General features: G+C 60.9%; 23 protein-coding genes. 16 read left to right on the plus strand and 7 right to left on the minus strand.

Translation table 11 applies throughout. The features are described 5' to 3' along the window. Nucleotides 1-3: 3 nt before the first annotated feature. Nucleotides 4-2,178, plus strand: a complete 2,175-nt coding sequence (katG, locus tag AC1Y2B_RS06520) for a catalase/peroxidase HPI (protein ID WP_482252254.1) — start codon at nt 4-6, stop codon at nt 2,176-2,178. Between the two features lie 54 nt (nt 2,179-2,232). Here katG and AC1Y2B_RS06525 read toward each other — a convergent pair whose 3' ends face one another. Continuing rightward, a complete protein-coding gene (locus tag AC1Y2B_RS06525; RefSeq protein ID WP_482252255.1) occupies nt 2,233-3,078 on the minus strand; it encodes a MurR/RpiR family transcriptional regulator in 846 nt (281 codons plus the stop codon). Nucleotides 3,079-3,153: 75 nt separating this feature from the next. Between AC1Y2B_RS06525 and AC1Y2B_RS06530 the strand changes: the two genes are divergently transcribed. From AC1Y2B_RS06530 to AC1Y2B_RS06565, 8 genes are all read left to right on the plus strand, one after another. Next, nucleotides 3,154-3,891 carry a 5-formyltetrahydrofolate cyclo-ligase gene (locus AC1Y2B_RS06530; RefSeq protein WP_482252256.1) on the plus strand — a complete coding sequence of 246 codons (738 nt, stop codon included), beginning with the start codon at nt 3,154-3,156 and terminating at the stop codon, nt 3,889-3,891. Nucleotides 3,892-3,913: 22 nt separating this feature from the next. Beyond that, complete coding sequence (locus AC1Y2B_RS06535) at nt 3,914-4,876, plus strand: ABC transporter substrate-binding protein (protein ID WP_482252257.1); 963 nt, start codon at nt 3,914-3,916, stop codon at nt 4,874-4,876. Continuing rightward, nucleotides 4,876-5,646 carry an ABC transporter ATP-binding protein gene (locus tag AC1Y2B_RS06540; protein WP_482252258.1) on the plus strand — a complete coding sequence of 257 codons (771 nt, stop codon included), beginning with the start codon at nt 4,876-4,878 and terminating at the stop codon, nt 5,644-5,646. The genes AC1Y2B_RS06535 and AC1Y2B_RS06540 overlap by 1 nt, the downstream gene beginning before the upstream one ends. Beyond that, nucleotides 5,636-7,195 carry an ABC transporter permease gene (locus tag AC1Y2B_RS06545; protein ID WP_482252259.1) on the plus strand — a complete coding sequence of 520 codons (1,560 nt, stop codon included), beginning with the start codon at nt 5,636-5,638 and terminating at the stop codon, nt 7,193-7,195. The genes AC1Y2B_RS06540 and AC1Y2B_RS06545 overlap by 11 nt, the downstream gene beginning before the upstream one ends. A 129-nt stretch (nt 7,196-7,324) precedes the next feature. Beyond that, on the plus strand, nt 7,325-7,654 hold the full coding sequence (locus AC1Y2B_RS06550; protein WP_482252260.1) for a BufA1 family periplasmic bufferin-type metallophore: 330 nt from the start codon (nt 7,325-7,327) through the stop codon (nt 7,652-7,654). Between the two features lie 47 nt (nt 7,655-7,701). Next, nucleotides 7,702-8,580 (plus strand): MNIO family bufferin maturase, encoded by an 879-nt coding sequence (gene bufB, locus AC1Y2B_RS06555; protein ID WP_482252261.1) that lies wholly within the window; start codon nt 7,702-7,704, stop codon nt 8,578-8,580. Continuing rightward, nucleotides 8,567-9,358: an HvfC/BufC N-terminal domain-containing protein gene (locus AC1Y2B_RS06560; RefSeq protein WP_482252262.1), complete on the plus strand. Its 792-nt coding sequence runs from the start codon at nt 8,567-8,569 to the stop codon at nt 9,356-9,358. Before bufB ends, AC1Y2B_RS06560 begins: the two co-directional genes overlap by 14 nt. Continuing rightward, entirely contained in the window at nt 9,355-9,849 is a 495-nt protein-coding gene (locus tag AC1Y2B_RS06565; protein ID WP_482252263.1) for a DoxX family protein, read from the plus strand. The genes AC1Y2B_RS06560 and AC1Y2B_RS06565 overlap by 4 nt, the downstream gene beginning before the upstream one ends. Here the strand turns inward: AC1Y2B_RS06565 and AC1Y2B_RS06570 are convergent. The 3 genes from AC1Y2B_RS06570 to AC1Y2B_RS06580 all read right to left on the minus strand — a co-directional run bounded on the left by AC1Y2B_RS06570 (nt 9,839) and on the right by AC1Y2B_RS06580 (nt 12,541). Next, nucleotides 9,839-10,474 carry an NrsF family protein gene (locus AC1Y2B_RS06570; protein ID WP_482252264.1) on the minus strand — a complete coding sequence of 212 codons (636 nt, stop codon included), beginning with the start codon at nt 10,472-10,474 and terminating at the stop codon, nt 9,839-9,841. The two genes, AC1Y2B_RS06565 and AC1Y2B_RS06570, sit on opposite strands and share 11 nt — an antisense overlap. After that, on the minus strand, nt 10,471-11,028 hold the full coding sequence (locus tag AC1Y2B_RS06575; RefSeq protein WP_482252265.1) for a sigma-70 family RNA polymerase sigma factor: 558 nt from the start codon (nt 11,026-11,028) through the stop codon (nt 10,471-10,473). The genes AC1Y2B_RS06570 and AC1Y2B_RS06575 overlap by 4 nt, the downstream gene beginning before the upstream one ends. 73 nt (nt 11,029-11,101) lie before the next feature. After that, entirely contained in the window at nt 11,102-12,541 is a 1,440-nt protein-coding gene (locus tag AC1Y2B_RS06580) for a xylulokinase (protein WP_482252266.1), read from the minus strand. Nucleotides 12,542-12,648: 107 nt separating this feature from the next. Between AC1Y2B_RS06580 and AC1Y2B_RS06585 the strand changes: the two genes are divergently transcribed. The 4 genes from AC1Y2B_RS06585 to AC1Y2B_RS06600 are packed head-to-tail and all read left to right on the plus strand — an operon-like array spanning nt 12,649 to nt 17,321. Then, nucleotides 12,649-13,593 carry a substrate-binding domain-containing protein gene (locus AC1Y2B_RS06585; protein ID WP_482252267.1) on the plus strand — a complete coding sequence of 315 codons (945 nt, stop codon included), beginning with the start codon at nt 12,649-12,651 and terminating at the stop codon, nt 13,591-13,593. Nucleotides 13,594-13,642: 49 nt separating this feature from the next. Further along, the gene (locus tag AC1Y2B_RS06590; RefSeq protein ID WP_482252268.1) at nt 13,643-15,139 is read left to right on the plus strand and encodes a sugar ABC transporter ATP-binding protein; all 1,497 of its coding nucleotides are present in this window, start codon (nt 13,643-13,645) and stop codon (nt 15,137-15,139) included. After that, complete coding sequence (locus AC1Y2B_RS06595) at nt 15,140-16,111, plus strand: ABC transporter permease (RefSeq protein WP_482252269.1); 972 nt, start codon at nt 15,140-15,142, stop codon at nt 16,109-16,111. A 37-nt stretch (nt 16,112-16,148) separates the two neighbouring features. Continuing rightward, nucleotides 16,149-17,321 carry an aldose 1-epimerase family protein gene (locus tag AC1Y2B_RS06600; protein WP_482252270.1) on the plus strand — a complete coding sequence of 391 codons (1,173 nt, stop codon included), beginning with the start codon at nt 16,149-16,151 and terminating at the stop codon, nt 17,319-17,321. On the opposite strand, the gene AC1Y2B_RS06605 is transcribed toward AC1Y2B_RS06600, so the two are convergent. Next, nucleotides 17,318-19,459: a beta-galactosidase gene (locus tag AC1Y2B_RS06605; protein WP_482252271.1), complete on the minus strand. Its 2,142-nt coding sequence runs from the start codon at nt 19,457-19,459 to the stop codon at nt 17,318-17,320. The genes AC1Y2B_RS06600 and AC1Y2B_RS06605 overlap by 4 nt on opposite strands. A gap of 75 nt (nt 19,460-19,534) precedes the next feature. Further along, nucleotides 19,535-20,737 (minus strand): MFS transporter, encoded by a 1,203-nt coding sequence (locus tag AC1Y2B_RS06610; RefSeq protein WP_482252272.1) that lies wholly within the window; start codon nt 20,735-20,737, stop codon nt 19,535-19,537. Between the two features lie 84 nt (nt 20,738-20,821). On the opposite strand from AC1Y2B_RS06610, the gene AC1Y2B_RS06615 reads away from it, so the two are divergent. Then, nucleotides 20,822-21,268, plus strand: a complete 447-nt coding sequence (locus AC1Y2B_RS06615; RefSeq protein ID WP_482252273.1) for a MarR family winged helix-turn-helix transcriptional regulator — start codon at nt 20,822-20,824, stop codon at nt 21,266-21,268. Nucleotides 21,269-21,271: 3 nt separating this feature from the next. Here AC1Y2B_RS06615 and AC1Y2B_RS06620 read toward each other — a convergent pair whose 3' ends face one another. After that, nucleotides 21,272-22,126, minus strand: coding sequence for a 3-oxoadipate:acetyl-CoA acetyltransferase (locus tag AC1Y2B_RS06620; RefSeq protein WP_482252274.1), 855 nt, complete (start codon nt 22,124-22,126; stop codon nt 21,272-21,274). Nucleotides 22,127-22,340: 214 nt separating this feature from the next. On the opposite strand from AC1Y2B_RS06620, the gene AC1Y2B_RS06625 reads away from it, so the two are divergent. Both AC1Y2B_RS06625 and AC1Y2B_RS06630 read left to right on the plus strand, forming a co-directional pair. Then, a complete protein-coding gene (locus AC1Y2B_RS06625) occupies nt 22,341-23,327 on the plus strand; it encodes a glycosyltransferase family 2 protein (protein WP_482252275.1) in 987 nt (328 codons plus the stop codon). Nucleotides 23,328-23,387: 60 nt separating this feature from the next. Continuing rightward, nucleotides 23,388-25,214: an FkbM family methyltransferase gene (locus tag AC1Y2B_RS06630; RefSeq protein ID WP_482252276.1), complete on the plus strand. Its 1,827-nt coding sequence runs from the start codon at nt 23,388-23,390 to the stop codon at nt 25,212-25,214. Nucleotides 25,215-25,218: the final 4 nt, after the last annotated feature.

Raw genomic sequence — 25,218 nt, forward strand, 5'->3', positions numbered from 1 at the left:
GCGATGAGCGGAACTGAAGCCGGTAAGTGCCCGGTAATGCACGGGGCAGGCAGCCACACCACTTTTGCAGCACGGTCCAACCGCGACTGGTGGCCGAACCAGCTCAACCTGAAGATCCTGCACCAACACTCGGCCAAGTCGAACCCGCTGGGCGCGGAGTTTGACTATGCAGAAGCCTTCAAGAAACTGGACATCGAGGCTGTGCGGCAAGACCTGTACGCCCTGATGAAGGACAGCCAAGAGTGGTGGCCTGCGGACTGGGGCCATTATGGCCCGCTGTTCATCCGCATGGCATGGCACTCGGCAGGAACCTACCGAACCGGTGACGGGCGTGGGGGTGCTGGCACCGGCACGCAACGCTTTGCGCCGCTGAATTCATGGCCGGATAACGTCAACCTCGACAAGGCCCGCCGCCTGCTGTGGCCGATCAAGCAGAAGTACGGCAACAGCCTGTCCTGGGCTGACCTGATGATTCTGGCGGGCAACGCCGCGCTGGAATCGATGGGCTTCAAGACCTTCGGCTTCGGCGGAGGCCGTGCCGATGTCTGGGAGCCGGAAGAGGATATCTACTGGGGCAACGAGGACACCTGGCTGGGAGATGCGCGCTATGAAGGCGATCGTCAGCTGGAAAACCCGCTGGCTGCCGTTCAGATGGGCCTGATCTACGTGAACCCGGAAGGCCCGAATGGCGTGGCCGATGCCGTAGCCTCTGGCCGCGATATCCGTGAGACGTTTGCCCGGATGGCGATGAATGACGAGGAGACTGTCGCGTTGGTGGCTGGCGGCCACACCTTCGGCAAGGCCCACGGCGCGGGGGATCCCGCACTGGTGGGGCGTGAACCGGAAGGTGCAGGGCTGGAAGAGCAGGGCCTTGGCTGGAAGAACGCCTTCGGCACGGGCGTTGGCATTCATGCCACCGGTTCGGGCATCGAAGGCGCATGGAAGCCCAATCCGACGACTTGGGACATGGGCTACTTCAAGGTTCTGTTCAAATATGACTGGGTTTTGGGCAAAAGCCCGGCTGGCGCGCAGCAATGGCACCCTGCCAAGACCGATCCGGAAGATATGGTCGTTGACGCGCACGATCCCTCCATCAAGCACCCGCCCATGATGACCACGGCCGATATGGCGATGAAGATGGACCCGATCTATGGCCCGATCTCGCGCCGTTTCCTTGATAACCCGGACCAGTTCGCCGATGCCTTTGCCCGCGCCTGGTTCAAGCTGACCCACCGCGATATGGGGCCGAAGGCGCTGTATCTGGGGCCGCTGGTGCCGGCGGAAGACCTGATCTGGCAAGATCCGATCCCGGCCTCGACCGCGTCGAACATTGACGCCGCGGATGTGGCGGCGCTGAAGGCGAAGATCCTCGCCTCCGGTCTGTCGGTGTCGGAACTGGTGTCGGCAGCGTGGGCCTCGGCATCGACCTTCCGTGGCTCTGACAAGCGCGGCGGGGCCAATGGCGCCCGCGTGCGTCTTGCCCCGCAGAAGGATTGGGAGGTCAACCAGCCGGTCCAACTCGCCAAGGTTCTGTCGGTGCTGGAAGGCATCAAGGCGGGCTTTGATACGGCAGCCAAGCAAGTCTCCCTCGCGGATTTGATCGTGCTGGGTGGTTCTGCCGCAGTCGAAAAGGCCTCTGGCCTTGCTGTTCCCTTCAGCCCGGGCCGTGCGGATGCGTCGCAAGGGCAGACGGACGTCGAAAGCTTCTCGGTTCTGGAACCGGCTGCGGACGGCTTCCGCAACTATCTGAAGGGCAAGTACACCGTTTCGGCGGAAGAACTGCTGGTCGACAAGGCGCAACTGCTGACCCTGTCGGCGCCGGAACTGACCGTTCTGGTCGGCGGTCTGCGGGTTCTGGGGGCGAATGTCGGCGGTGCCAAGCATGGCGTCTTCACCTCGCGCGAAGGCACGCTCAGCAATGACTTCTTCGTCAATCTTCTGGATATGGGGACAGCGTGGAAGGCGACCTCTGACGCTCAGGACCTGTTCGAAGGCCGTGACCGCAAGACGGGCGCCGTCAAGGGTACCGGCACCCGGGTTGATCTGGTGTTCGGATCCAACTCGCAACTGCGGGCGATTGCCGAGGTCTATGCGCAGGCTGACAACGAGGCCAAGTTCAAAGCTGACTTCGTGGCGGCTTGGGTCAAGGTGATGAACCTCGACCGTTTCGATCTGTGATCTGACAAGACGGCAGAAACGCCCCGGCTTCGGCCGGGGCGTTTTGGTTTTGCATTAGTCGAACAGGTCAATTTCCTCGTTGATCTCGTCAATGACGGACAGGCGCTGCTGCGCAACCTCACCCGACTGGCCGATGAAGGCGATGGCCATCAGGCGCAAGACGGACAGCAGCGTGGTGTGGCTTGGAATGCTGCCAAAGCTGGCGACGTGGCAGCCGACCACAAGCTTGGAAAACCGCTGCGCGCGGGCGAAATACTGGTGGTCTGTGAGCGTGATCACATTCATCCTGGTGGTTCGGGCATAGGCCATCAGTGTGGCAAGTTGCTTTGGCCGAGGTTCCAGCGTCAGCAGCAGCAGGACATCCCGAGGGCCGGTCATCGCCAAATCCTCGGCCCATGATCCCTGATGAGTGCCCAACATCTGCACATCGGCCCGTAGCCGGGCGAACATCAGCCGGGCATAGCGCGCCAACCCTTCCTCAGCCCCAAAACCCAGCACCCAGACGCGAGGGGCAGCGGCGATCAATTTCGCGGCCTCGGTCAAGGTATCGGACTGCATCTCCTCAAAGGTGCGGGTCAAGTTCAGCAGTTCAAGGTCCAGATGGTTGCCGATTGACCGCCCCAGAACGGCACTTTCCGGAGCGGCCGAGTAGGCATAGGGCTGCGTCCGGTTGCGTTCTTCGCGGGCCTGAGTCTTGGCCTCGTCAAAGTCGGCGTAGCCCAACGACTGGAAGAACCGCGCCGCCGTTGCCTTTGAAACACCGGACAAAGCGGCCATCTCTGTCGCTGAATGGGTTTCTATAAGTGCATGATTCTCAAGCAACAGCGCCGCGATTTTTTGCTCGGCTTTGGTCAGGCGGGAAATCCTTTCCTGAATCCGAAGGGTTAGCCGAGTTGCCATTTCCTGCCCATATCACTTGCTTTGATGAAACCTTTGTTTCAGTATCGTGAAACACCGAAACGGTTCAGGTCGATCATGTCCAAATCCAAGATCATACGCCAGCAAATTTGGTCCAAGCTGAAAGACGTGGCCAAGCCCGACACGCGCTTTCACCTGAACTTTGCCGAGGTGATCCCGGATTTCGAAGGCTCTGAAGCCGCGACTGACCATCTGGTGACGATGCCGGCTTATGAGGCCACCAAATTTGCCTTCATCACCCCCGACAACTGTCTTGTCGACCTGCGCCGCAGGATGATCGCCGAGGGCAAGCCCTTCGTCATGTCGACCTACGGCATCTATCGGGGCTTCCTGCTGATTGAACCCGGCATGGTTCCCGCAGGCGCCGAGCTTTATGCGGCGTGGCTGGACGGCATGGAACATTTCGGTCGCCCGATCTCGCTGGAGGAAATCGCCAAGCGCGGCAGGTTCGATTTCATGGTGACCGGAGCCTCCGCTGTCTCGATTGACGGCGTGCGCTTTGGCAAGGGGCATGGGTTCTTTGATCTGGAATGGGGCATGTTCACCGACCTTGGTTTGGTGGACGAAACCACCCCGGTTGTGGCGGTCGTGCATGACTGTCAGGTCGTGCAGGAGAACCTTACCCCCTCTGAAACCGATATCCTTGTCGACTACATTGCCACCCCAAGCCAGCTTTACACTGTGGGTCGCCGCGCCAAGCGCCCGTTTGGCGTGAAATGGAACCTGCTGGACCCCAAGCAGATCGAAGATACCCCACCGCTGCAGGAGTTGCAGCGAATCCAAGGCCTTGCATAACAACCAAACAGGGAACGCTGACATGAGACTGACGCTGAACCGCCGCTCCTTCCTGACGGCCGCCGCTGCCCTGCCCCTGATGCCGCGCATGGCTGCCGCCGGCACGCCGCTGAACTTCCAGGCGTCGTGGTTGAACGATGCCGAGTTCTCGGGCTACTACGTTGCCATGGATCAGGGCTATTACAAGGCCGAAGGGCTGGATGTGGTCTATGCCGCCGGTGGCCCGGATGTCATCCCGGAATCGACGCTGATTGCGGGCAAGGCAGATCTGACCCTGACCACGCCCGACACCACAATTCAGGCCATCACCAGCCAAGGCGCCAAGTTCAAAATCATCGGCACGCAGTACCAGAAGAACCCGGTGGGAATTGTATCCTTGGCCAAAAAGCCACTGAAAACCCCCGCCGATCTGGTGGGCAAGACCATCGCCGTGCCGCCAGTGAATACGATTTCGGTTCAAGCGATGCTGAAGATGAACAAGATCGACCCGGCCTCAGTCAACATCGTGCCCTACGAATACGACCCGACCCCACTGATCAAGGGTGAGGTCGATGGAACGCTCGATTTCGTCACCAACGTGCCCTATTCGATCAAACTTGCCGGTGAGGAGGCGACCTCTTTCCTGCTGTTCGACTTTGGCTACACCCTTTTCAACGATACGGTCGTGGTCACCGAAGACACGCTGAAATCCAAGCGCAAGGAACTGGTCGCTTGGCTGCGCGCCTCTCGCAAGGGTTGGACCGAAAACCTTGCCGACCCGGCCGTCTGGCCGCCGAAGTGGAAGGACACCTATTTTGCCGGCAATGGCCGCGAGATTGCCAACGAGGTCTTCTACAACACGGCCCAAAAGCCGCTGATCGACAGCGACAGGGGGATTTTCTCGATGAGCGAGGAGGCGATTGCCGCCAATATCGCCGCCCTGTCCGCGGTCGGCATCGCGGCAACGCGCGATATGTTCGACACCACGCTGCTTGAGGAAATTTGATGAATGCTCCCGCAGGGATTTCGCTGGCCGGGCTGTGCAAGACCTATCAAGGTCGCGGTCAGGTGGTGGAAGCCCTGCGGGATGTGACGCTCAACTGCGCTCCGGGAAGTTTCACGGCGTTGATCGGGCCCTCGGGATGTGGCAAATCGACGGTCCTGCGTGTGGCACTGGGACTGGAGCCTTTGAACTCCGGCTCAGTTCTGATTGCCGGAAAGCCGCCCGAAGTGGCGCGGCGCGAGGGGATCACCGGTGTGGCTTTTCAGGACGCCGCCTTGCTTCCGTGGCGCACGGTCGAGCGCAATATCGCCTTGCCGCTGGAAGCGTTGGGACGCGACATCCGTCCATATCAGGGCCGCATTCGTGACCTCATTACGTTGGTTGGCCTGAAGGGCTATGAGGCGTCGTTGCCCGGCGAATTGTCCGGGGGCATGCGGCAGAGGGTGGCCATTGCGCGGGCTTTGGTGACGGAACCTCAGATCCTTTTCATGGACGAACCCTTTGGCGCACTGGACCAGATTCTGCGCCGCCAGATGAACATCGAACTCCAACGCATCTGGGCTGAAACCGGGGCCACCGCACTCCTGGTGACACATGGCATCGACGAGGCGGTGTTCCTCGCGGACCGTGTGGTGGTCATGCAGGCTGGACCGGGACGCATTGTCGAAGAGGTGCCCATCCCGTTCGGGCGCCCACGGCTGCCCTCGCTGTTTGCCGATCCGGAATTTCACCACATGGAGGACCATATCGCCGGGGTTTTGCATGGAGGGTAAGCCGCATACCCTGCGCAACCTCGCGGTTCTGGCCCTGGTTTGGGAGTTTATTGGCCAGTTGCACCTGATCGCCGGCGGGGCCCTTCCGGCCATTTCCGCCATTTTGATCAAGCTTTGGGCAGACCGGGCGGACTATCCCAATCACGTCTGGGCGACACTGGAAGCATCTGGACTTGGCTTTCTGATCGGCAATCTGGTGGCCATTTTGGCCGGCGTCCTGTTTGTGCTGTCGCCCGGCCTGTTGCGGCTGGCGCGGGGGGTCAACATTGCCATCTTTGCCCTACCACCGATCGTCATTGCGCCAATCCTTGCCCTTGTTCTGCAAGGGATGACCCCGCGCGTGACCCTTGCCGCCATCGGGGTCTATTTTGTCACGATGAGCGCCACGGTCGTCGGCCTGACGCAATATGATCGCCGCGCTGCAGATGTCGTGCTGGCTTATGGCGGAGGGCGGGCCAAGGTGCTGACGCTTGTGCAATTGCGCGGGGCGGTTCCTGCCATCCTGTCCGGGCTTCGGGTCGCTGCGCCAAACGCGGTTTTGGGTGCCATTCTTGCTGAGTTTGGCGGTGGTGGACGCTGGGGCCTTGGCGCCTATCTGCTGGGATCGCTTGGACGGGCGGACCCGCCGCGGTTGTGGGGCATCGGTCTGGTGGCCACGGCCATTGCCGGCCTCAGCTACGCTGTCTTCGCGCTCCTTTCGGCCCGGATGCTGGGTGCAAGTCGGGCGATCACGCTCAACCCCGCCCCGCCCGCGGCAAAGCCAACAACGGAGGTTTGGTGGCTGAAGGTCGGACTGGCGATGGGATCGCTGGGATTGCCCTTTGTGATCTGGTGGGGTGCCTTAAAAGCGCTTTCGGCCCCGGAGATGATCGCAAAGACGCCTTGGGCGGTGCTCTCCTATCTTTTTCTGTCGGACAACGCGGCATTGGCGCGTGGAAAGCTGATTTTGGCCTTGTCAGAGACGCTTCCGATCACTGCGATGGGCCTGATCTGCGGGTTGGCCTTTGCCTTCGCGCTGGCCGTATCGGGCCGCCTGTTTCCGAACTTCAGCCGCGCCTTCTTGCCGGTCGCCCTTGTCACCCAGACGATGCCCCTGGTTGCGCTGACGCCGTTGCTGGTCTTGATGCTGGGGCGTGGAACGGTCCTGACGCTTTGGGTAACGATCTCTGTCACCTTCTTTCCGGCCTATGTCATGCTGGCGCAGGGTCTTGCGCAAGTCCCACAAAGCGCCATGGAACTGCCAAGGGCCTATGGCTCCTCGGCCTGGCGAGAGTTGCGGCTTGTTTCGATCCCGGCTTCGATGCCCTGGCTATTTGCCGCGACACGGCTGACGGTGCCCCGCGCCTTGCTTGGGGTCATGATCGCCGAGTGGCTGGCCACCGGCAAAGGCCTTGGCAATCTGTTGAACCAATCGCGCGGGTACCTCGACTTTGGCATGATCTGGAGTGTCGCTGCCACCACGGTTGTGCTGTCGGTCGTGTTCTATCAGGCCGTGCTGATCTTGGAACGGCATGTGCTTGGGCGGATGGGCATGACCCCCGCCGAGTAAACGTTCTGCAAGATTCTTTGTCTGATCTGTAACGCAAGCCCCTTTTGCGGCGAACCGTCCTAGGCAAGCTCATGCGAGCTGCCTTGAAGGCGACCACCCCGGTCGTTGCGCAACAGGAGAGGAATTCCCATGTCCAAGCCCCTTACCAAAGTTATCTTCGCTTCGGCCCTTGTCACCGCATTCGGAGGCGTTGCGACCTATGCAGAGACGATGAAGATGTCCGATGCCGACATGATGAAGGCGCAGGAAATGACCAAGGCCAGCCTGAAGACCGGCAAGTTCGAACAGTGTTTCGGCGTGGCGCTGAAGGGCCAGAACGATTGTTTCGCGGGTGCCGGTACGAGCTGTGCGGGCTCGTCGACCGAGGATTATGCCCCGAACGCCTTCAAGCTGGTTCCGACCGGCACCTGCGTCGGCATGATGACGCCCAAGGGCCATGGCTCGCTGACCTCGATGTAAGCAAGGTGGGCGGCTTTCGGGCCGCCCCTTTCAGAAAGGTTCGCCCCATGGATGGCTTCCCCCACTTCAATCGCTTCGGCATCCCGCCCCGGGCCGGTCTGGGCCTGAAGGCGCAGCACTACGCCATGATCCTGAAGACCCACCCGGATGTCGGGTTTTTCGAGGTTCACGCAGAGAATTATATGGGCGCAGGTGGTCCGCCGCACCGCTATCTGACAGCCATTCGGCAGGAATATCCTTTGTCTTTGCATGGAGTTGGCTTGTCGATCGGCGCGGACCGGGCGCTGGATAAGGACCATCTGACGCGGCTGCGTGCGCTGATCGCTCGCTATCAGCCGGGCCTGTTCAGTGAACATCTGGCATGGTCGACCCACGACTCAGGCTTTCTGAACGACCTGCTGCCGGTGCCCTACACTGACGAGACGCTGGCCCGCGTTTGCGACCACGTCGATCAGGTGCAAGACGCTCTGGGCTGTCGGATGCTGTTGGAAAACCCCACGACCTATCTGGCTTTCGCCGAAAGCACTTATGCCGAGGTGGATTTCATTGCCGAGATCGCTCGGCGGACCGGATGTCATCTGCTTCTGGATGTGAACAACGTCCATATCTCGGCCACCAATCAGGGCTATGACCCGTTCGACTACATCTGGCGCTTTCCACATGCTGCGGTGAAGGAGATCCACCTTGCGGGTTTTACACCACGTACCGATGAGGCGGGACGGCCGCTTCTGATCGACACCCATGACCGCCCGGTAGATGCCCTGGTCTGGCAGCTTTATGCCCATGCCATCGGGCTGATCGGGCCAGTGCCGACCCTGATTGAATGGGATGCCGATGTGCCAGCGTGGGAGGTTCTGCATGCCGAGGCGCAGCGGGCCGAGACGGTGATGGCGCAGGCGCAGAAGGTGTCCCATGACGCTCGCTGAGACGCAGCGCCGTTTTGGCGCGGCTTTGCTGGACAATCGGATGCCGGCGCCTGCGGGTCTTGTCGGGCCGGACGGCCGGCCCTCGGCCAGCCGGTTCGCGGTCTATCGCAACAATGTCATGGTCGGGCTGATCGACGCGCTGTCGGACACTTTCCCGACGGTAAAACGCCTTGTTGGACACGAATTCTTCCGCGCTATGGCGGGTGTCTATGCCCGACAAGAGCCGCCCTCTTCGCCCATCTTGTTGGAATATGGGGCGGGGTTTCCCGATTTTCTGGCCGTCTTTCCGCCACTGAAAGACCTGCCTTTTCTGGCAGACGTCGCCCGTATCGAACTGGCCTGGGTCGAGGCCTATCATGCAGCCGAGGCTGCCCCGGCTGACGTCGCCCCCTTGCTGCAAATGTCGCCCGGCGAAATGGGCGCGCAGCGCCTTTGCGTTCATCCCTCGGTCAGGGTGCTGCAATCGGCTTTTCCTGCCTTTGGCATCTGGCAATCCAACCAGCCCGGGCAGATGGCCGTCGTGCCGGACTTGACCGTCGCGGAGGACTGTCTGATCCTGCGCCCTGATGCCGAGGTTTCGGCACAGATGTTGCCCCCTGGCGCTGCCACCTTTCTGCTGCGCCTGATGTCCGGGGCACGCCTGTCTGACGCAGCGACGGCGGGATTTCTGGCCACCCCACAGTTCGACTTCCCCAGCGCGCTGTCGAATCTGCTGCTGTCAGGCGCTGTGATCGGGTGGAGCCGCCAAACCAACCCCATTTCAGGATCAAAGACATGACCATCCTCCCGTCCTCCAGCACCTCCTCAGGCCTTGTCGAGACGTTTCGGCAGGGTCTGAGGCTTTTATCAACCTTGGCGCGTGCGGCTGCTCAACCGACCCTGCGCGTGGCACTGGCCTTGCCGTTTCTGCGATCGGGCATGACAAGGTGGGACGGTATTCTGAATCTGGCGCCGACGACGACATTCCTGTTTGAAGAGCAATTCAAGCTGCACATCCTTGGCGGGGAATATGCCATTCCGTTTCCGGATCAAGTGGCGTTCCTGACAGCTTGCGCCGAGATTGGCCTGCCAGTGTTGCTTTTGGCCGGTCTTGCGACGCGGCTGTCGGCCGTTGGGCTGTTGGCAATGACGGGGGTCATTCAGCTTGTGATGCCGGACGGATGGCAGAACTTTCATCTTTATTGGGCCGCCATCGCCGTGGCCATTGTCGCGGTCGGTCCCGGGCCTTTGGCGCTGGACCGGTTCTTTGCACCCGGCGCTACCAGCTGAGCATCCGCCGACCGAAATGCCGAGCGATCACGGTCACGATCAGGATCGCAACGCCATACCACGTGATAAAGAACAACGGGTTGTCGCGGGTACAAAACAGCGAATAGCCCGTCGCCGCGCCCGATGCTGCCGTCAATCCCGCCAGCATCGCCGACAAAGCCGGAGACGTGCTGGCGCCTTGCCGAAGGATGCGTAGCGCGGCGATGGTCGGGATGATCGACAGCAATGGGATGATTCCCAGACATTCGGCCAGCTCTTTCGGGCCAACCTCTGCAAATCGGGCCTCTGGCGTGCGCAGGAAGAAAGTGCCGATCCACAGGGCCAAGGCGATGCCTCCGGGCAGCATGTAAAGCAGGGGCAAGGGTCCCGCTGTCCCCTCGGGCCGGGCAAGGCGCAGCAGCCATGCGCCGGACAGCAGGCAGACCACGAAGGGCAGAACAGTCTTGAAGGGCACCACCGGATTGGCCCAAGCAACACCGATATTGGGCCGCAGGCCGCACAGGGCCAGGAAGATCGCCAGCGGGATCACGATCGCTGCTCCAATCATCGCGGCCATGCGGCTTGTGTTCATTGGTGCCTGCGGGGACGAGGCGGACAGCTTGATGATCAGATCGTCCGTCTTCACTGCTCCCCCTTTCCGGCGATGGACGCCAGCCGTTTCATGGCCCGATGCAGGGTGACGCGCAAATGAGTTGGCGTCATCTGCAAGCGGGCGCCCACTGCGGACTGAGGCTCTTCGCGCAGTTCCACGGCCCTGATGATTTCGGCGGAGCGCGGGTCAAGCTGGCCAATCAGCCGCTCCACCTCGCGGGCGTCGTCGCGGGCGGTCAGCGGGTCTGCATCGGCGAGGGCTTCCAGCGTGTCGGTGAAGTCTTCGATGGGCAAGTGGACCGAGGTTCCGCGCCTGCGGAAGGCGTCAATCACCTTGTAGCGGGCGATCGCATAAACCCAGGGCCGCACCGGAAGATCGGGCCGCCACGTGTGGCGTTTGAGATGAAGGCCAAGCAGGACGTCTTGCACAATATCCTCATGCTGATCGGGCGGGAAGCTGCGCCCGCGGGCGCGGACGATGCCCCGGATGACGGGTGTCACGGCATGCAGGAAACGGGCATAGGCCTGCCCATCGCCCGCATTTGCCGCCACAAGCAGCTTGGCCCAAGGGTCTTCCGTCTGCTGCATTCTTCCATTCAGTTCGTTGACGCCCAGCCGAGTGTTACAGGCCGCGCGCGCTTTCGTGAAATCAATCTTTCACTCAGGTGTAAATGGCCAAGGCGGCATTTATGGCCCGGGTTCGGGCGATCAGATCCTGCCATAACAAGTAGCGCCGTTCTTCCACATCCGCGCGGAACGGATCGGGTCGGAATACCTGATCGCAGCGCACCAACCGCTCTGCCGCAGTCGCCAGATCAGCCATCGCGCCGCAGCCCACGCCTGCCATCACGGCAGCACCCATTGCCCCTGGGTCCATCCCCTTCACGCGGACAAGCGCCTTGCCCAGCACGTCCGCCCGGATCTGACACCAGCGGTCCGATGCGGCACCGCCACCGCCGACCTGCACTTGCGCTGGCACCACGCCGGCGGAGCGCTGCAACGCCTCCATCGCGAGCCGTGCCGAGAAAGCCACACCTTCCAGAACCGCCGCCGCCATCTCAGCTGGCCCGGTCGAGGCTGTCAGGCCCGCGAAGGTTCCCCGCAGATCCGTCTCCCACAGCGGCGCGCGCTCGCCCTGCAAATGGGGCAGGAACAAGGGAGAGTGCGCCATGATCGGGGCCGCACTTTCGGCCAAGTCTGCCGCCCCGCGCCCCAGAAGCCGCGAAAGCCATTCCAGCGATGCCCCGCCGGCCTGCGTTGGTCCGGCGTGCAGGGTGATCCCGGCCCAAGGTGGAAATGTGATCACCCCCGCCGTCGGCGTCACACTGGCCGAGATCAGCCCGGTCACCTCTGACGTGCCGGACAGATACATCGCCTGACCCTCGCGGACCACGCCAAGGCCTAGAAGGCTGGCCCAGGCGTCCATCATGCCAAGCACCACAGGGGTGCCGGCGAAAGGCAGCCCAAGCTGAACGGTGCCGGCCACTGACAAAGGGTCGGCCAAGGGGGCCAGCCGCTCTGCCGCGCCCGGCATCAGGTTGATCAGCCCCAAGGCATAGGTCAGATCGGTGCCCACCAACCCGACCGAGGACATAGGGTCGCTGACAACCCGCCCTGTCAGTCGTGCCACCAGAAAGTCGCGCGGCAGCAGAACATGGGCAGTCTTCGCCCACAGGTCAGGACGCCCCTGCGCCAGCCAATTCATCCGCGCCAGCGCATGGCTTGCATCCACCGGGATCGGAGCGCCGAGGAGTCGGATCTTCTCTGCAATCGTCACGCGCGCCTCAAGTTCAGCACCAGCTGCCGCCGCCCGACCATCCTGCCAGACGATGGCGGGATGAAGCGGCTGGAACGCAGTATCGACAAAGACATGTGTATTGACTTGAGAGGTCAGGCAAATGGCACGCACGGTTCCTTTGCCTTGAAAGGCATTCAAGGCTGCAAGCACCAGTCGCCACCAGTCTTGCGGGTCCTGTTCGACCCCAAAGGCACGTTGGGTGGGGTAGCGGGCGGACGATTCCGCCACCCGTTCGCCCTCCAAAGTGATCATCACCGCCTTGACCGAGGTGGTGCCGACATCGATCCCGATCAGACATTCCAATGCACGGTCCCCCCGTCAAAATGCTGGACGTGTTCAGACTGGCCTGACAATCTGTCCCCTGCAAGAGCAAGGCCCAAAAGGCATCCAGCATCTGGGAGAGAGACAGCATGGCACATGAAATGACACGGCGCGGCTTTGGCCGCACGATGGTTCTGGCGGCCGGAATTGCGGCCTTGGGCGCAGGGGCCGCTTGGGCCAAGGGTGAGAAGATTGCGGTGATCACACCCTATCTCTCGCAACCCGGCACACAGTTCTATGTCGAGGCGTTTCAGGCCCGTGCCAAGGAGCTTGGCTGGGAGGTCAACGTCATCGACACGCAGGGTGATGTGGCAGCCGTGATTTCGCGGATCGAGGATGTCGTGGCGCAGGGCGTCAATGGCATCGTGATCAACGTCGACCCGGCGCAGATCGGGGCGGGCCTTGACGCGGCTGCGGCGGCGAAGATACCTGTGATCGGCATGGATGCAGGGTCTGATCCCCGCATTGCCGCGAATGTCACCTCGAATGGCTATGCGATGGCGGCCGAGACGTCGGTCTATGTCGCCAACCGGATTGGCGGGTCTGGTGGCGTGGTGATGTTCACCTTCGACGCCTTCCCGCCGGTGCAGGTGCGCGGCGTGATCGCCGATGCCGTGTTCAAGAACTTTCCCGACATCAAGGTTCTTGACCGGATCACACCGGACGTGAAGGACGGCGGCATTGCGGACAGCCGCGCCAAGATGGAGGCGCTTTTGGCCGCCAATCCGACCCCGGGCAGCATCAAGGCCGTCTGGGCGGCGTGGGACCAGCCGGCATTGGGCGCATTGCAGGCCATTGAAGCCGCCGGACGCCAGAACGAGGGCATCGTGATTACGGGCATCGACGCCAACCCACAAGCGCGGGATGCCATCGCGGCGGGCGGCAATTTCGAGGCTTCCGTGGCGCAAGACTTCAAGGGAATTGGCTCGACCGCAGCCGATACTCTGGCCCGGGTGCTTGGAGGCGAAACGCTGAAATCCAACGTCATCTATGTGCCGACCAAGTTGATCACCCAAGCCAACGCCAAGGAATAAGCGCCATGGCGGCGCCCACCATGGCGCCGCCCCGTCGCCCGGAATCCCGATGCCTGAAATTATCCTCAACGGTCTGGTGAAAACCTTCGGCCAGACCCGTGCCCTTTCCGGCGCGGCCTTGACGTTGCGGGGGGGTGAGGTTCTGGCGCTGATGGGCGAAAATGGCGCCGGCAAAAGCACTTTGATCCGCATTCTGGCCGGACTGGAACTGCCCGAGGCTGGATCCGTCCTGCTGGACGGCGCTGCCCTGCGCCTGACCTCTCCGGCCGATGCCGAGGCGGCTGGCCTGCGCTTCCTGCATCAGGAGTTGCAGGTCGTCCCGAGCTTTTCGGTCGCCGAGAACATGCACTTGGCTCTGCCTTATCCTTCTCGTTTCGGCCTTGTGCGCTGGCAAGCGCTTGCCGCTTCCGCACGGGCCGCGCTGCTTCGCCTTGGCGTCACCCACATCGACCCACGTCAAGACATGGGCGCGCTGGGGCCGGGGGACCAGATGTTGGCCCGCATTGCGGCGACTTTGGTCAAGACCACCGGGCCGGAGCCGTGGGCCTATGTCATGGACGAACCCACGGCCGCGCTGACCGGTGCCGAGGCGGAGCGTCTTTTCACAGCGATCGACAAGTTGAAAGCATCTGGCAAGGCGATCCTTTACGTCTCGCACCGGATGGATGAGGTTCTGCGGCTGTGCGACCGCGTGACCGTGCTGCGCGACGGGGCGCATGTTTCGACCCGGCCGTTGGCACAGACGTCGCGCGATCAGATCATCAGGGACATGACGGGACGGGATTTCTCCAACCTGTTTCCGCCGGCTCTTGCGCCAGCCACCGAGGTGCCCTTGCTGCAGGTGCAGAATATGGTGGCGGGCCCGGTGCAGGGTGTTAGCTTCACCGTCACGGCAGGTGAAATATTGGGCATCGCCGGCCTGTCCGGATCAGGTCGCAACATGCTGCTGCGCGCCTTGATCGCTGCGGTGCCGAGGGCGGGGAAGGCCGCTTTGAACGGGCGGGACTTAGGCTCTAGCCCTGCGGAATGTTGGGCGCAGGGTTTGGCTTATGTGCCCCGCGAGCGCCGGGCCGAGGGGTTGATGCTGCAACGTCCGCTGGCCGAGACGATTGCGCTGCCACACTTGGCCAAGCTGTCTCAGACCGGGTTCGTCAAGACGCGGCAGGTCGCCGGAATGGTGCGCCGTTTCGCCGCCGAGGTCCGCCTGAAGGCGCAGGGCGGGCACCAGCCGACGGCAGAACTGTCAGGCGGCAATCAGCAGAAAGTCCTGTTTGCCCGCGCGCTTGCGGGTGACCCGAAGGTCCTGTTGCTGGATGAGCCGACCCGAGGTGTGGATGTCGGCGCCAAGTTCGACATCTATGCCACCATCCGTGCGTTGGCGGCGAAAGGCGCCGGCGTCGTCATGGTGTCCTCTGATCTGCCAGAACTGATCGGCCTGTGCGATCGGATCGCCATTTTGCATGCAGGGCGCCTGACCCGGATTGTTTCGGCCAAGGGGCTGACAGAGGCGGCCCTTTTGGCCCATTGCTATCAGAAGGAGGCCTGAATGGCCCGGTTCCTGCGCCATTACGGCACGTTGTTCGGCATGGGGGCCATCGTGGTCGTCTTTTGGGGCCTGCTGCCTGATACCTTCATGACGGTGCGCAACTGGCTGAACATCACCCAGCAGATCTCGATGCTGACGGTGGTGGCGGTGGCCATGACGGTGGTCATGGTGATCGGTGATTTTGACCTGTCGGTGGGCTCGATGGCTTCGCTGGCCGGGGTGTTTGCCGCTGTGCTGTTCACCTTTGGCTGGCCCGTTTGGGCAGCCGTCTGTGCAGCCCTTGTTTTGGGCTTGGTGGGGGGGCTGATCAACGGCGTTCTTGTCAGCCTGATCGGCATTCTGCCCTTCGTGGCCACCTTGGCGACCCTGACAATGTATTCCGGTGCCGCCTTCATTGTCTCGGGTGGCAAGACGATCTTCGGGCGCGACATTCCCCAAAGCTTCGGCGATTTCGCCAAATCTGGCATCCCGTTGGGCACTTTGGCGGATAAGCCCTTGGTTCTGCCTTGGCTGTCCATTCTTGCCCTGCTCATCGCGGCGCTGATTGCCATAGTGCTGGAGCTGACGACCTATGGCCGCCGTCTTTACGCCATCGGTGGCAATGCCGAGGCAGCGCGGTTGGCCGGGGTCAAGGTCTCGTTTCTGCGGCTGACGGCCTACGGCTTCACAGGCGTCGGGGCGGCTGCTTCCGGCCTGATGTATGCTTCCCGCGTGGCCTCGGCCAACCCGACACAGGGTGAGGGGTTGATGCTGAACGCCATCGCCGCAGTCTTTTTGGGCATGACGGTCACCCGTCATGGCCAACCCAGGGTTCTTGCAACTCTGGTCGGCGTGGTGGTGCTTGGCGTCATGGACAATGGGCTGACGCAACTGCAGGTCGACAGCTATGTCCGGCAGGTGCTGGTCGGCCTTATCATCCTGCTTGCTGTCTCTATCAGCGCCCTTGGCCGCCGCGCCGTACTGCGACGCTGACCACGTTGAAACGCCCTCTCACCGCGAAAGGTGTCCCATGCCTGACCTGTTCGGAGAAGAACTGACCCGCCTTGACCTTGCCCGCCGGTCCGGCAGCCTTGGCGCCTATGGCGGTGTGCGGCTGATGGAGTTGTCGGATGGCCTTGAGCGCGGCATCCGGATGCTGGAGTTTCGCACCGGCACGGGGCTGCGTTTCACGGTTCTGATCGACCGCGCTTTTGATATTTGCGAGGTCGAGTTCAGGGGCCAGTCAGTCGGGTGGCACGGTCCTTCGGGCGTTCGTCACCCTGGCCTGCATGAATATGCAAGTGAGGGTGGCTTTTCCTGGGGCCGCAGTTTTTCAGGATTTCTGGTGACCTGCGGGCTGGATCACATCGGGGGGCCGCAAACGGTTCCGGCAGAGAATTACAACTACCCCAACATCCCCACCAACATGCACGGGCTGCATGGCCGGATCTCTACCATCCCCGCCAAGTTGAGCGGCTATGGAGAGCGGTGGGAAGGCGATCGCTGCATCCTTTGGGCGGAAGGGCAGGTTCGTCAGGCTGCCACCTTTGGCGAACAATTGACCCTGTTCCGGCGGATCGAAGTGGATTTGGGCTCGAACCAAATCCGTTTGTCTGACCGCGTGCAGAATACCGGCTTTCTGCCCACGCCGCATATGTTCTTCTACCACATCAACATCGGCGCACCGTTGCTTGCCGAGGGGGCCCGCTATCTTGCGCCAATCACGGACGTTGTCTGGGCTGCCCATGCCGATCGCTATCGCACGCAGGGGGTTGGCTACCAGAATGTTCCCGCGCCGCAGGATCACTTCACCGAGCAGGTCTGGCAGCACGAAACCGCTGCCGACGCGGCGGGACTGGTGCCTGTCGCACTGGTCAATGATCACCTTGGCTTCGGGGTCGAAGTGACGACCCGCGCGGACCAGCTCCCATGCCTTTACGAATGGCAGCATTTTCAGTGCGGTGGCTATGCCTTTGGCATCGAACCCGCCACCCACCACGTTCTGGGTGACCTAGCTGCGCGAGAGCGGGGCGAGATGATCTGGCTGCAGGGCCAGGAAAGCCGATCTTACGATACGAGCTTCCGCATCCTCGACGGCGCCGCGGCCATCGCAGCTACGGAAGCCCATATCCGGGCGATTGCCGTGCAGCCAAACGATGATTACCCCGAACCCTCGGGCGCATTTTCCCGCCTGCGGGGCTAGGCCACCTTCACCACCGCGCAGCCATAGGCGGTCAGGTTCAGGCTGCCCGCAATCCCCTGCCCTGTCAGCAGATCGGTTCCCACAGGCAGCGCGCTAAGGTGAACAGCCGCATCGGTGGTGTTCTGGATGAAATACAGCACCCGATCCGCAGCTTGCCGCACCGAAACCTCCACGCCGTCTGGCAGGTCCGGCAACAGGGGGGCCGCGCCTGCAGGCAAGCAGACTGTTTCAACCAGTTGCGCGGCCAGGTCCGGCGTGAGGTAGGTGCCGACATAAATCACCCGCCCCTTGCCGTTTGGCCGCGCCGTGATGGCGGGGGAGCCTACCAACCAGCGGTTGGTCCATTGCCCCAGCACTTCGGTGCCCGGCGCAAGGTCCAGCTTTTCATAAAGGTGGCCAGCGGTGAACTCATGATTGCCGAAGCTGAAGCGGTACTTGCGCGCGGCCGAGGCCGCATCCGGCACTGACCCCGGCACATGGGCGCCGACATAGCGGTCGGGCCAGGCTGGGAACAGGCCGGTCGCGTCGGGCCCGGCGAGTCGGCCAAATTCATAAACTTTGACGCCCGCCAAGGCGGACAGACCACCGACGGGCGCCTGTTCGGTCGGAATGTGGTTGTTCGCGTCCCGGGTGGCTGTCAGGGCCGACAGGATCAGTGTGCCGCCTTGGGCCACGAAAGCCTCTACGCGGGCGGTCCATTCCGGCTTCCACATCGCCCAATGGGGCACATAGAGGACCTTCAACCGGGTCAGGTCATCTTCGGGATGGATGAACCCGCAGGCGATGCCTTGGGTATAGCACCGCCGGTGCAGATGAATGGCATCCTCTAGGGGTGAGGGCATGCCCATCGGGTAGGTCTTGTGCGCCTCTTGATTGTCGAAGTCTGCGCCAGCAATGCCGATATCCATGCGGACGTGGGTGCCAAGGATTTCCGGGGCCAGACGGTTCATTTCGCCGAAGAACTGCGTCGCCTCTTCATAGCGGCGGCGCGGGACGTCGTCGTGGTCAATGACGCCCATCCAATAGATCTCGGCCCCAAAGTGGGCGGGGCGCCAGCGGAAGAACAGCAACCCGTCGGCACCGCGCGCGACAGAGGACAGGGCCATCCGCCGCATCTCGCCGGGTTCGGGGGTCATGGTGGAAAAGCCTGGTTGGCTGCCGAAACCCGAGGCCTGCTCCGGCACAATGAAGTTGCCGGAATAGGCGCGGCAAAGGTCAAGGTGCAGGGCTTGCGTCGGGCCGAGGCCGCCGGTTCGGCGGAACTCGTCATACAGCATCGGGTAGATGTCGAAGCCGATGAAATCAAGATCTTGTCCAAATTGGCCGCGGAAGTCGATGTCGGCTAGGTTGCCAAGGTTGTGGAAGATGAACCAGTCGGGGTTGGCCGCCCGCAGGAGTTCGACTTGCTCGTGCTGGAACAGTGCCGTCGCATGGGCAAGGAAGCGGTGGTAATCCTGCAGATGGCCTGGAGAGAGGAAGCCGGGGGCCATCTGACGTGGCAGATCGATCTGGCTGAAATTGTCATAGGCCAAAGCCCAGAAGTTGCCGCCCCATGCATGATTGACGGACTGGATGTCAGGATAGGCGTGACTGAGGTACTTCTGGAACTCCAACCGGCAGGACGGCGAATAGCTTTCCGAGGCGGTGGTGTTCAACTCGTTATCGGTCTGCCAGCCGATCACATAGGGATTATCCCGGTAGTGATCTGCCATCGCCCTTGTGATGCGGCGCGAATGGGCTCGGAAGACCGGGCTGGTGGTGTCGGCATGTTGGCGCGATCCGTGGCCTGCGACGCGTCCATTGACGTCTAGGCGCAGAACCTCGGGGTAATTCACGGTCAGCCAGCGCGGCGGGGTGGCCGTGGGGGTGCACAGGATGGTTTTGATGCCCACCTTGCCCAGAACTGCAATTGCACGGTCGAACAGATCGAAAGAGAATTTGTTCTCGACCGGTTCCCAGATATGCCATGCGAATTCCCCCATGCGCACCGTATTGGCCCCCGACGCCGCCAATCGTTCGGCATCGCGCTGCCAAAGGCCTTCGTCGACATGCTCGGGGTAATGCGGCGCGCCAAGCAGGAACTGGTCCAGGTTCAACGGGCGCCAGACGGACAGCGGTGCAGGGATTTTGCGGTTCATGATGGAGCTTTCGCGCGAAGGATGCCCCATCACGTTAGGCAAATTTTACTAAAATGCCACCAAATTATGCGAGGATCAGACGGCCCGTGCTGCCAGCTTTGGCGTTTGGAACGGGCGGAAAGTCATCGAAATCACGAAAGCTGCCAAGCCAAGGCCGCAGCAGGTGATGTACAGTGCGCCATAGCCTCCGGTTGTGTCAAAGATCCAGCCGCCCAGAACTGGCCCCGTGGCCATGCCAAGACTGCCTGCCATTCCCGTGCCGCCCATGATGGTGCCAAGCATCTTCATCGGGAAATTGTCGCGCACCAAAACCGCGTAAAGCGGCATGATCCCCGCATAGATGAAGCCGAACAGCGCTGCCACGGCGTAAAACTGCGCCAATTCATGCGCGAAGTAATAGCCAAGTGCGCCAATCGCCTGCACCAGCAACCCGGCCACCAGCACAGGCTTGGCACCGAAGCGGTCACCCATCAATCCAAAGCCGATGCGGCCGCCCATGCCGGCAATCCCCTCGACCGAGTAGATCGATACCGCAGCCAGGGCTGAAATCCCGCAGATCTCGGCATAGCTGACCGTGTGGAAGATCGGGCCGGAGTGGGTGGCACAACAGAAGAAATTGGTCAGAACCAGCACAATGAATTGCGGCGAGGTCACCGCCTGCCGAACTGTCATGTCGGCCTGCATGGCCCCGGCGCCTTGGCTTGACGCGGCTTGGGCGGGTGGGCGACGCAACAGCAGGGCGGTCGGAATTGTGACCACAGCGACGATCACTGACAAGATCGTCAGAACCATGCGCCAATCGTAGGTGCCAATCAGCCGCGCCACCAGCGGTGACATGGTCACGGGCGCCAGCCCCATCCCGGCTGAAACCAAGGACACGGCCAGGCTGCGCTGCGTGCTGAACCAACCCGTCACCGTGGCCATCATAGGGGCGAAGAATGCCCCCATGGTGCCCCCCACCAGCAGCCCGAAGCTGGCCTGAAATGCCACAAGGGAGGGCGCATGCCCCGCAAGCCAAAGACTGGCCGAGAACAGGATGGCCCCGGCCATCACCACACGTCTTGCGCCATAGCGGTCCGACAAGGCGCCCCAGATCATCGCTGTGACGGCCATCGACAGAAAGCCGAGCGTCATGGCGGCAGAAATCCCGGTGCGCGACCACTGCGTCGTTTCGGCCATCGGGGTCAAGAGCACCGGCAGCGAGAACATCGCCCCCATCGCCACACATCCCATCAACCCGCCAGCCGCCACGATCACCCAACGATATGCAGAGTCCATATGCGCTCTCCCTGCGACCACGCGCCGCTAAGTCTTGGGCAGGTCGCCGTTGTTCCTGATCGGATAGTTTGATATCAAGCTAATATGACTGAGACAAGCCTGACCATCGAAGCGATCCACGAAATTCGCGATCAATGCCTTTGCTTTGCATCGCAGCGGGCTGCCCGGCTTCTAGCTCGGCGGTTTGACCGTCTTTTTGCCCCTTTGGGGCTGACGAACGGGCAATTCTCTATGTTGGTCCCGTTGGTCGGGCCTTGGCGACCGCGTCTTGGCGAACTGGCCGAGTTTCTGGCGATGGATGCGGCCACCATGACGGCCGCAATCAAGACGTTGGAACGCCGCGGCATCGTGACCCTGCAGCCCGATGAGTCGGACGCCCGCGTCCGCAAGCCTTCCCTGACTCAGGCCGGACAAGACCTGATGGCCCAAGCCGTCCCCCTTTGGCGCACGGAACACGCTTTGGTCCAGGCTGACATCCGCGGAGTCGACGCCGCAGCATTGGCACATGTTCTGGCGCAGTTGGGAAAATAGCAGTCAGGCACTCCAACCGGCCCGAAGGCCAAGCAGGCTGCGCGCCTGTGCCGGCGTGGCAACCGGACGCTCGTACTGGTCACAAAGCGCGACCACCCGGCGCACCAAAGCGGCGTTTGAGGGGGCAAGCGTCGTGCGATCCAGCCGAACATTGTCCTCCAGCCCGGTGCGGGCATGCCCTCCCGCACTGACCGACCATTCGTTCAAGGTGAGTTGCGATTCGCCTATCCCTGCCGCACACCACGGCACATCCGTGCCAAACAGGCGACGCACCGTGTAAATATAGTAATCGAACACATCCCTGTCCGCCGGCATGGCATTCTTGACGCCCATCACGAACTGCACATAGGGGACAGCCGCGATCTGGCCCTTCCGCCACATGTCGTGAGCCTTGAGTATATGGGAAAGATCAAAGGCCTCGATTTCTGGCTTGACGCCATGGGCACGCATTTCAGCCGCCAGCCAATCCACCAGATCAGGCGGATTTTCGTAAACCCTGTTGGGAAAGTTGTTGGACCCCACCGAAAGGCTCGCCATATCCGGCCGTAGCGGCAGCATCCCGCCGCGGGCGGCCCCCGCCCCGGATCGTCCGCCCGTGGAAAGCTGGACGATCATGCCCGGGCAATGCCGCTGAACGCCTTCCATCAAGGCTGCAAAACGGTCCGGATCAGAGGTGGGCCTGCCGGCATCATCGCGCACATGGCAATGCACGATACTCGCGCCCGCCTCGAAGGCCTCCTGGGTGCTTTCAACCTGTTCGACGATGGTGATCGGCACGGCCGGGTTGTTCTCTTTGGTTGGCAAAGAGCCCGTGATGGCCACACAGATAATGCACGGCTTTCCGGCGTGAAGGGTCATAACCTGTCATCCTTGACGTCACCCTTGCAAAGATGACCTCCTAAGTGTGCCTTCAAGCGATCCCACTGGCAATGCGCCAAGCAGCCCGATACGCATCGTTTGAACCATCGCCAACAACAACATGGACAAAGTGGCGAAAGTCGTCCTTAGTGACGCCCCGTTACCAAGGCAGATGACAGGCTTCGGAACCAGATTTAACTGCGGACAACTTGCCATGCCACGATTGACCTGCATCACGACCACTTTCAACGAGGGACCTGCTCTCTTGCCCAGTGTCCGCTCTGTCCTGTCGCAAAGCTTCGGCGACTTTCAGTATATTATCGTTGACGATGGTTCGATGCAGGAAACCCGCACTGTTTTGGACGGACTGGCTGACCCGCGCCTTCTGGTCATCAAGCAGGCCAATGATGGCCTGTCAGGGGCAAGAAACAAGGCCTTGGAACAGGCGACCGGTGATTACGTGTGCTTTCTTGATGCCGACGATATCCGGCCCAACTGGTCTTTTGCCGCAATCATCCGAATGTTGGACGCGTATAGCCCGGATGTCCTGTTTTGCCCCGGTGTCTTGCAGGATGTTCGGGGTGATATAAAGCCTTTCTATGATTCCAAAGTCTTTGATGACATTTACCGTCTATGCCCGGAGCGCACGATTCAGCGGGGGGTAGAATCGTTTTCGAATGTAAAATATCTTGCGCAAAAACTAGAACCCCAGTCAGCCAATAAAGTCGTGCGAAGCGCATTCCTGAGAGAGCAGGGTATAGGATTTCCCAATACGCACTTCTTTGAGGATATCTTCTTTCACACCGGCGTGGTGACGGCCGCAGACAGAATAGCATTCCTGAATACCCCGGCATTCGCCTATTTCAGGCGGTATCTCAAACCACAAATCACAGCGACGGCCGGTGATTTACGTTTTGATATCATCGCCGTGTCAAAGCTGACTCTCGAATTTTTCGCGCGCCGCCCAGAGTTTCATGATCCCGCGCATCGATCCGCAGTGTTGGCATCATGCCTCAAGATCATAAAATGGTGCGAAGCGACGATATCCTTGCGACACCGCCAAGGATATCGTGAATGCGCCCAGGTAATGCTGCAATTGATCGACAAGGCTTACCTTGGCTTCGGAACACATGGTGCCGAAGGTGAGGAGGGTGCCGAAACCCTGCATGACTATTTGATTGCCTTGATAGATGCGGCTTGAAGCGATGAGCGACCGTTCCGCAAATGTACTTCAACCCTTTCTTCGCCTGGGAAGCCTGAAATGACCGAAGTAAGCGCCTTCGGGCAGACGTTCGAGTTGAATACGACAGGGATTGAATTTCTGAAAGATGATTCCCTCTGGCGGCTGCGAAACATCTATGAACCTGCACTGGCGACGCAAACACTGGAAAAGACCGGTGTTGCACTGGATATCGGCGCAGGCTTTGGCGCTTTTGCGGTGCCTTTTGCTGCAACATTTCCTGATTGGCATATCTACTGCTTTGAACCAGACTCTGCCAGTTTCAACGCGCTTTGCGAGAATATCGCGGCGCATCATCTTTCTAATGTGACGGCGCTTCCTTTCGCAGTTGGGGCCGAGACGCAGGATCAGGCAGATGATCCGATTACCATTCGACATATCTTGGCAGCTTCGGCGCGATCCACCGAAAATTCGGTTGATCTATTGCGCAGCTTGTTGCCCATCCGACAGCACAGTCGCCACAAAGTTCACGTCGGATACTTGCATCGTGGCGCTACACCTGCACATGACTTTGAGGTGTTTTCCTATCCGACGATTGCCGCGAAATATCTGGATGCGGTTCACCCTCGGTTCCTGAAGATCGTCGCACCGCAAGCTGAAGCTGCAATCCTTTCCGATATGAAGGACTTCCCGCTGGATCATATTATCGGGGAAACCTGGGGCCATGTTCCGGCACATCTGATCTATGAGAACTGCTCTGGCCTGCGCCAAACCATTCTTCCGTTGGTCGGCCCTCCTTTGGTGAACTTGCGGCGATCGCAGGACCTTGCGGGCCGAATCCCGCGATTGGATGTGGTTGTCGCCATGTACAATTCACGACCCTTCATCCTCGATTGCATTGCTGGAATCCTGAATGGTCAAGGTTCAGAGGTTCATGTGTTGGTCGTTGATGACGGTTCCACAGATAATGCCAAAGAACTTGTTCAAACGCATTATGGCCGCGACCCGCGTGTCACGGTGCTTTGGAAGCCCAATGGCGGCTGTGCCTCGGCGCGAAACTTTGGAAGACTGCATTCTAACGCTAGTCACATCGCTTTTGTCGATGCTGACGATATCCCTGGCCCAGAGCTTTATTCGGGCCTGTTGGATCTGGCGCGGCATACTGGGGCCGAGATGGTTCAAGGCGGTTTCGAAATGCTGCATGACGATGGTGCCGGCGGCCTTCGGACAGAGCCCTCTTATGAAGGCAGTGACGCCATTGTGCTTGGCGCCCATCGTCACCATTTTGGAAGCCGGACCTGCCACTTGCTGTCATCCGAGTTTCTGATGAAAGGGCAACCGACCATCTGGCGTCGGGTTTATCGCCGCGACTTTCTTGAAAACCGCAACATCTGGTTTCCGGAACATATCCGGGCCTTCGATGATCAGATATTTCAGGTTCTGACGTTGCAAGCAGTTCACAATGTTCCGGTGCTGGATGGCGTGGCTTATGGATATCGGCAGCATCCCGGCCAAGACATTCGGCAAGGAGATGAACGCAACTTCTACTCATTGGAAATGTTTCGCCTGATCCTCAAACGCGGTGTAACGGAAGGGTGGGAGCGTTTTGATCACATATTGGAGTCGTATATCAATACGGTCAATTGGATCAGCGCAAAGTTGCGCCCGGATCTATATGCGCCATTCGTGAAAGGGGCGGCGGAGTTGTGGGTCTATGCCCAAAAGAGTCTGGGCGATAGACCTTTTGACAAGCTTCCGACCGCCATGTTTGAACCCGCAGAGTTCGCTGACCATGTGACGGATTTGAAAGAGAAATTGAAACACTTTCCGACATCGTATGCCTGGACCTATCTGGACGCTTTCGAGATGCAGGTTCCACTGATGAAATCCCTTCGGGTGAAGGGTTGAGTCT

It is taken from the genome of Stagnihabitans sp. (assembly GCF_964946895.1).

Coding starts and splice junctions, on each gene's coding strand:
- AC1Y2B_RS06595 (WP_482252269.1), top strand. CDS start 15,140: ATGGCCCGGTTCCTGCGCCATTACGGCACGTTGTTCGGCATGGGGGCC.
- AC1Y2B_RS06610 (WP_482252272.1), bottom strand. CDS start 20,737: ATGGACTCTGCATATCGTTGGGTGATCGTGGCGGCTGGCGGGTTGATG.
- AC1Y2B_RS06575 (WP_482252265.1), bottom strand. CDS start 11,028: ATGCAGCAGACGGAAGACCCTTGGGCCAAGCTGCTTGTGGCGGCAAAT.
- AC1Y2B_RS06625 (WP_482252275.1), top strand. CDS start 22,341: ATGCCACGATTGACCTGCATCACGACCACTTTCAACGAGGGACCTGCT.
- AC1Y2B_RS06565 (WP_482252263.1), top strand. CDS start 9,355: ATGACCATCCTCCCGTCCTCCAGCACCTCCTCAGGCCTTGTCGAGACG.
- AC1Y2B_RS06600 (WP_482252270.1), top strand. CDS start 16,149: ATGCCTGACCTGTTCGGAGAAGAACTGACCCGCCTTGACCTTGCCCGC.
- bufB (WP_482252261.1), top strand. CDS start 7,702: ATGGATGGCTTCCCCCACTTCAATCGCTTCGGCATCCCGCCCCGGGCC.
- AC1Y2B_RS06605 (WP_482252271.1), bottom strand. CDS start 19,459: ATGAACCGCAAAATCCCTGCACCGCTGTCCGTCTGGCGCCCGTTGAAC.
- AC1Y2B_RS06535 (WP_482252257.1), top strand. CDS start 3,914: ATGAGACTGACGCTGAACCGCCGCTCCTTCCTGACGGCCGCCGCTGCC.
- AC1Y2B_RS06585 (WP_482252267.1), top strand. CDS start 12,649: ATGGCACATGAAATGACACGGCGCGGCTTTGGCCGCACGATGGTTCTG.
- AC1Y2B_RS06550 (WP_482252260.1), top strand. CDS start 7,325: ATGTCCAAGCCCCTTACCAAAGTTATCTTCGCTTCGGCCCTTGTCACC.
- AC1Y2B_RS06620 (WP_482252274.1), bottom strand. CDS start 22,126: ATGACCCTTCACGCCGGAAAGCCGTGCATTATCTGTGTGGCCATCACG.
- katG (WP_482252254.1), top strand. CDS start 4: ATGAGCGGAACTGAAGCCGGTAAGTGCCCGGTAATGCACGGGGCAGGC.
- AC1Y2B_RS06630 (WP_482252276.1), top strand. CDS start 23,388: ATGACCGAAGTAAGCGCCTTCGGGCAGACGTTCGAGTTGAATACGACA.
- AC1Y2B_RS06540 (WP_482252258.1), top strand. CDS start 4,876: ATGAATGCTCCCGCAGGGATTTCGCTGGCCGGGCTGTGCAAGACCTAT.
- AC1Y2B_RS06530 (WP_482252256.1), top strand. CDS start 3,154: ATGTCCAAATCCAAGATCATACGCCAGCAAATTTGGTCCAAGCTGAAA.
- AC1Y2B_RS06590 (WP_482252268.1), top strand. CDS start 13,643: ATGCCTGAAATTATCCTCAACGGTCTGGTGAAAACCTTCGGCCAGACC.
- AC1Y2B_RS06615 (WP_482252273.1), top strand. CDS start 20,822: ATGACTGAGACAAGCCTGACCATCGAAGCGATCCACGAAATTCGCGAT.
- AC1Y2B_RS06545 (WP_482252259.1), top strand. CDS start 5,636: ATGGAGGGTAAGCCGCATACCCTGCGCAACCTCGCGGTTCTGGCCCTG.
- AC1Y2B_RS06560 (WP_482252262.1), top strand. CDS start 8,567: ATGACGCTCGCTGAGACGCAGCGCCGTTTTGGCGCGGCTTTGCTGGAC.
- AC1Y2B_RS06525 (WP_482252255.1), bottom strand. CDS start 3,078: ATGGCAACTCGGCTAACCCTTCGGATTCAGGAAAGGATTTCCCGCCTG.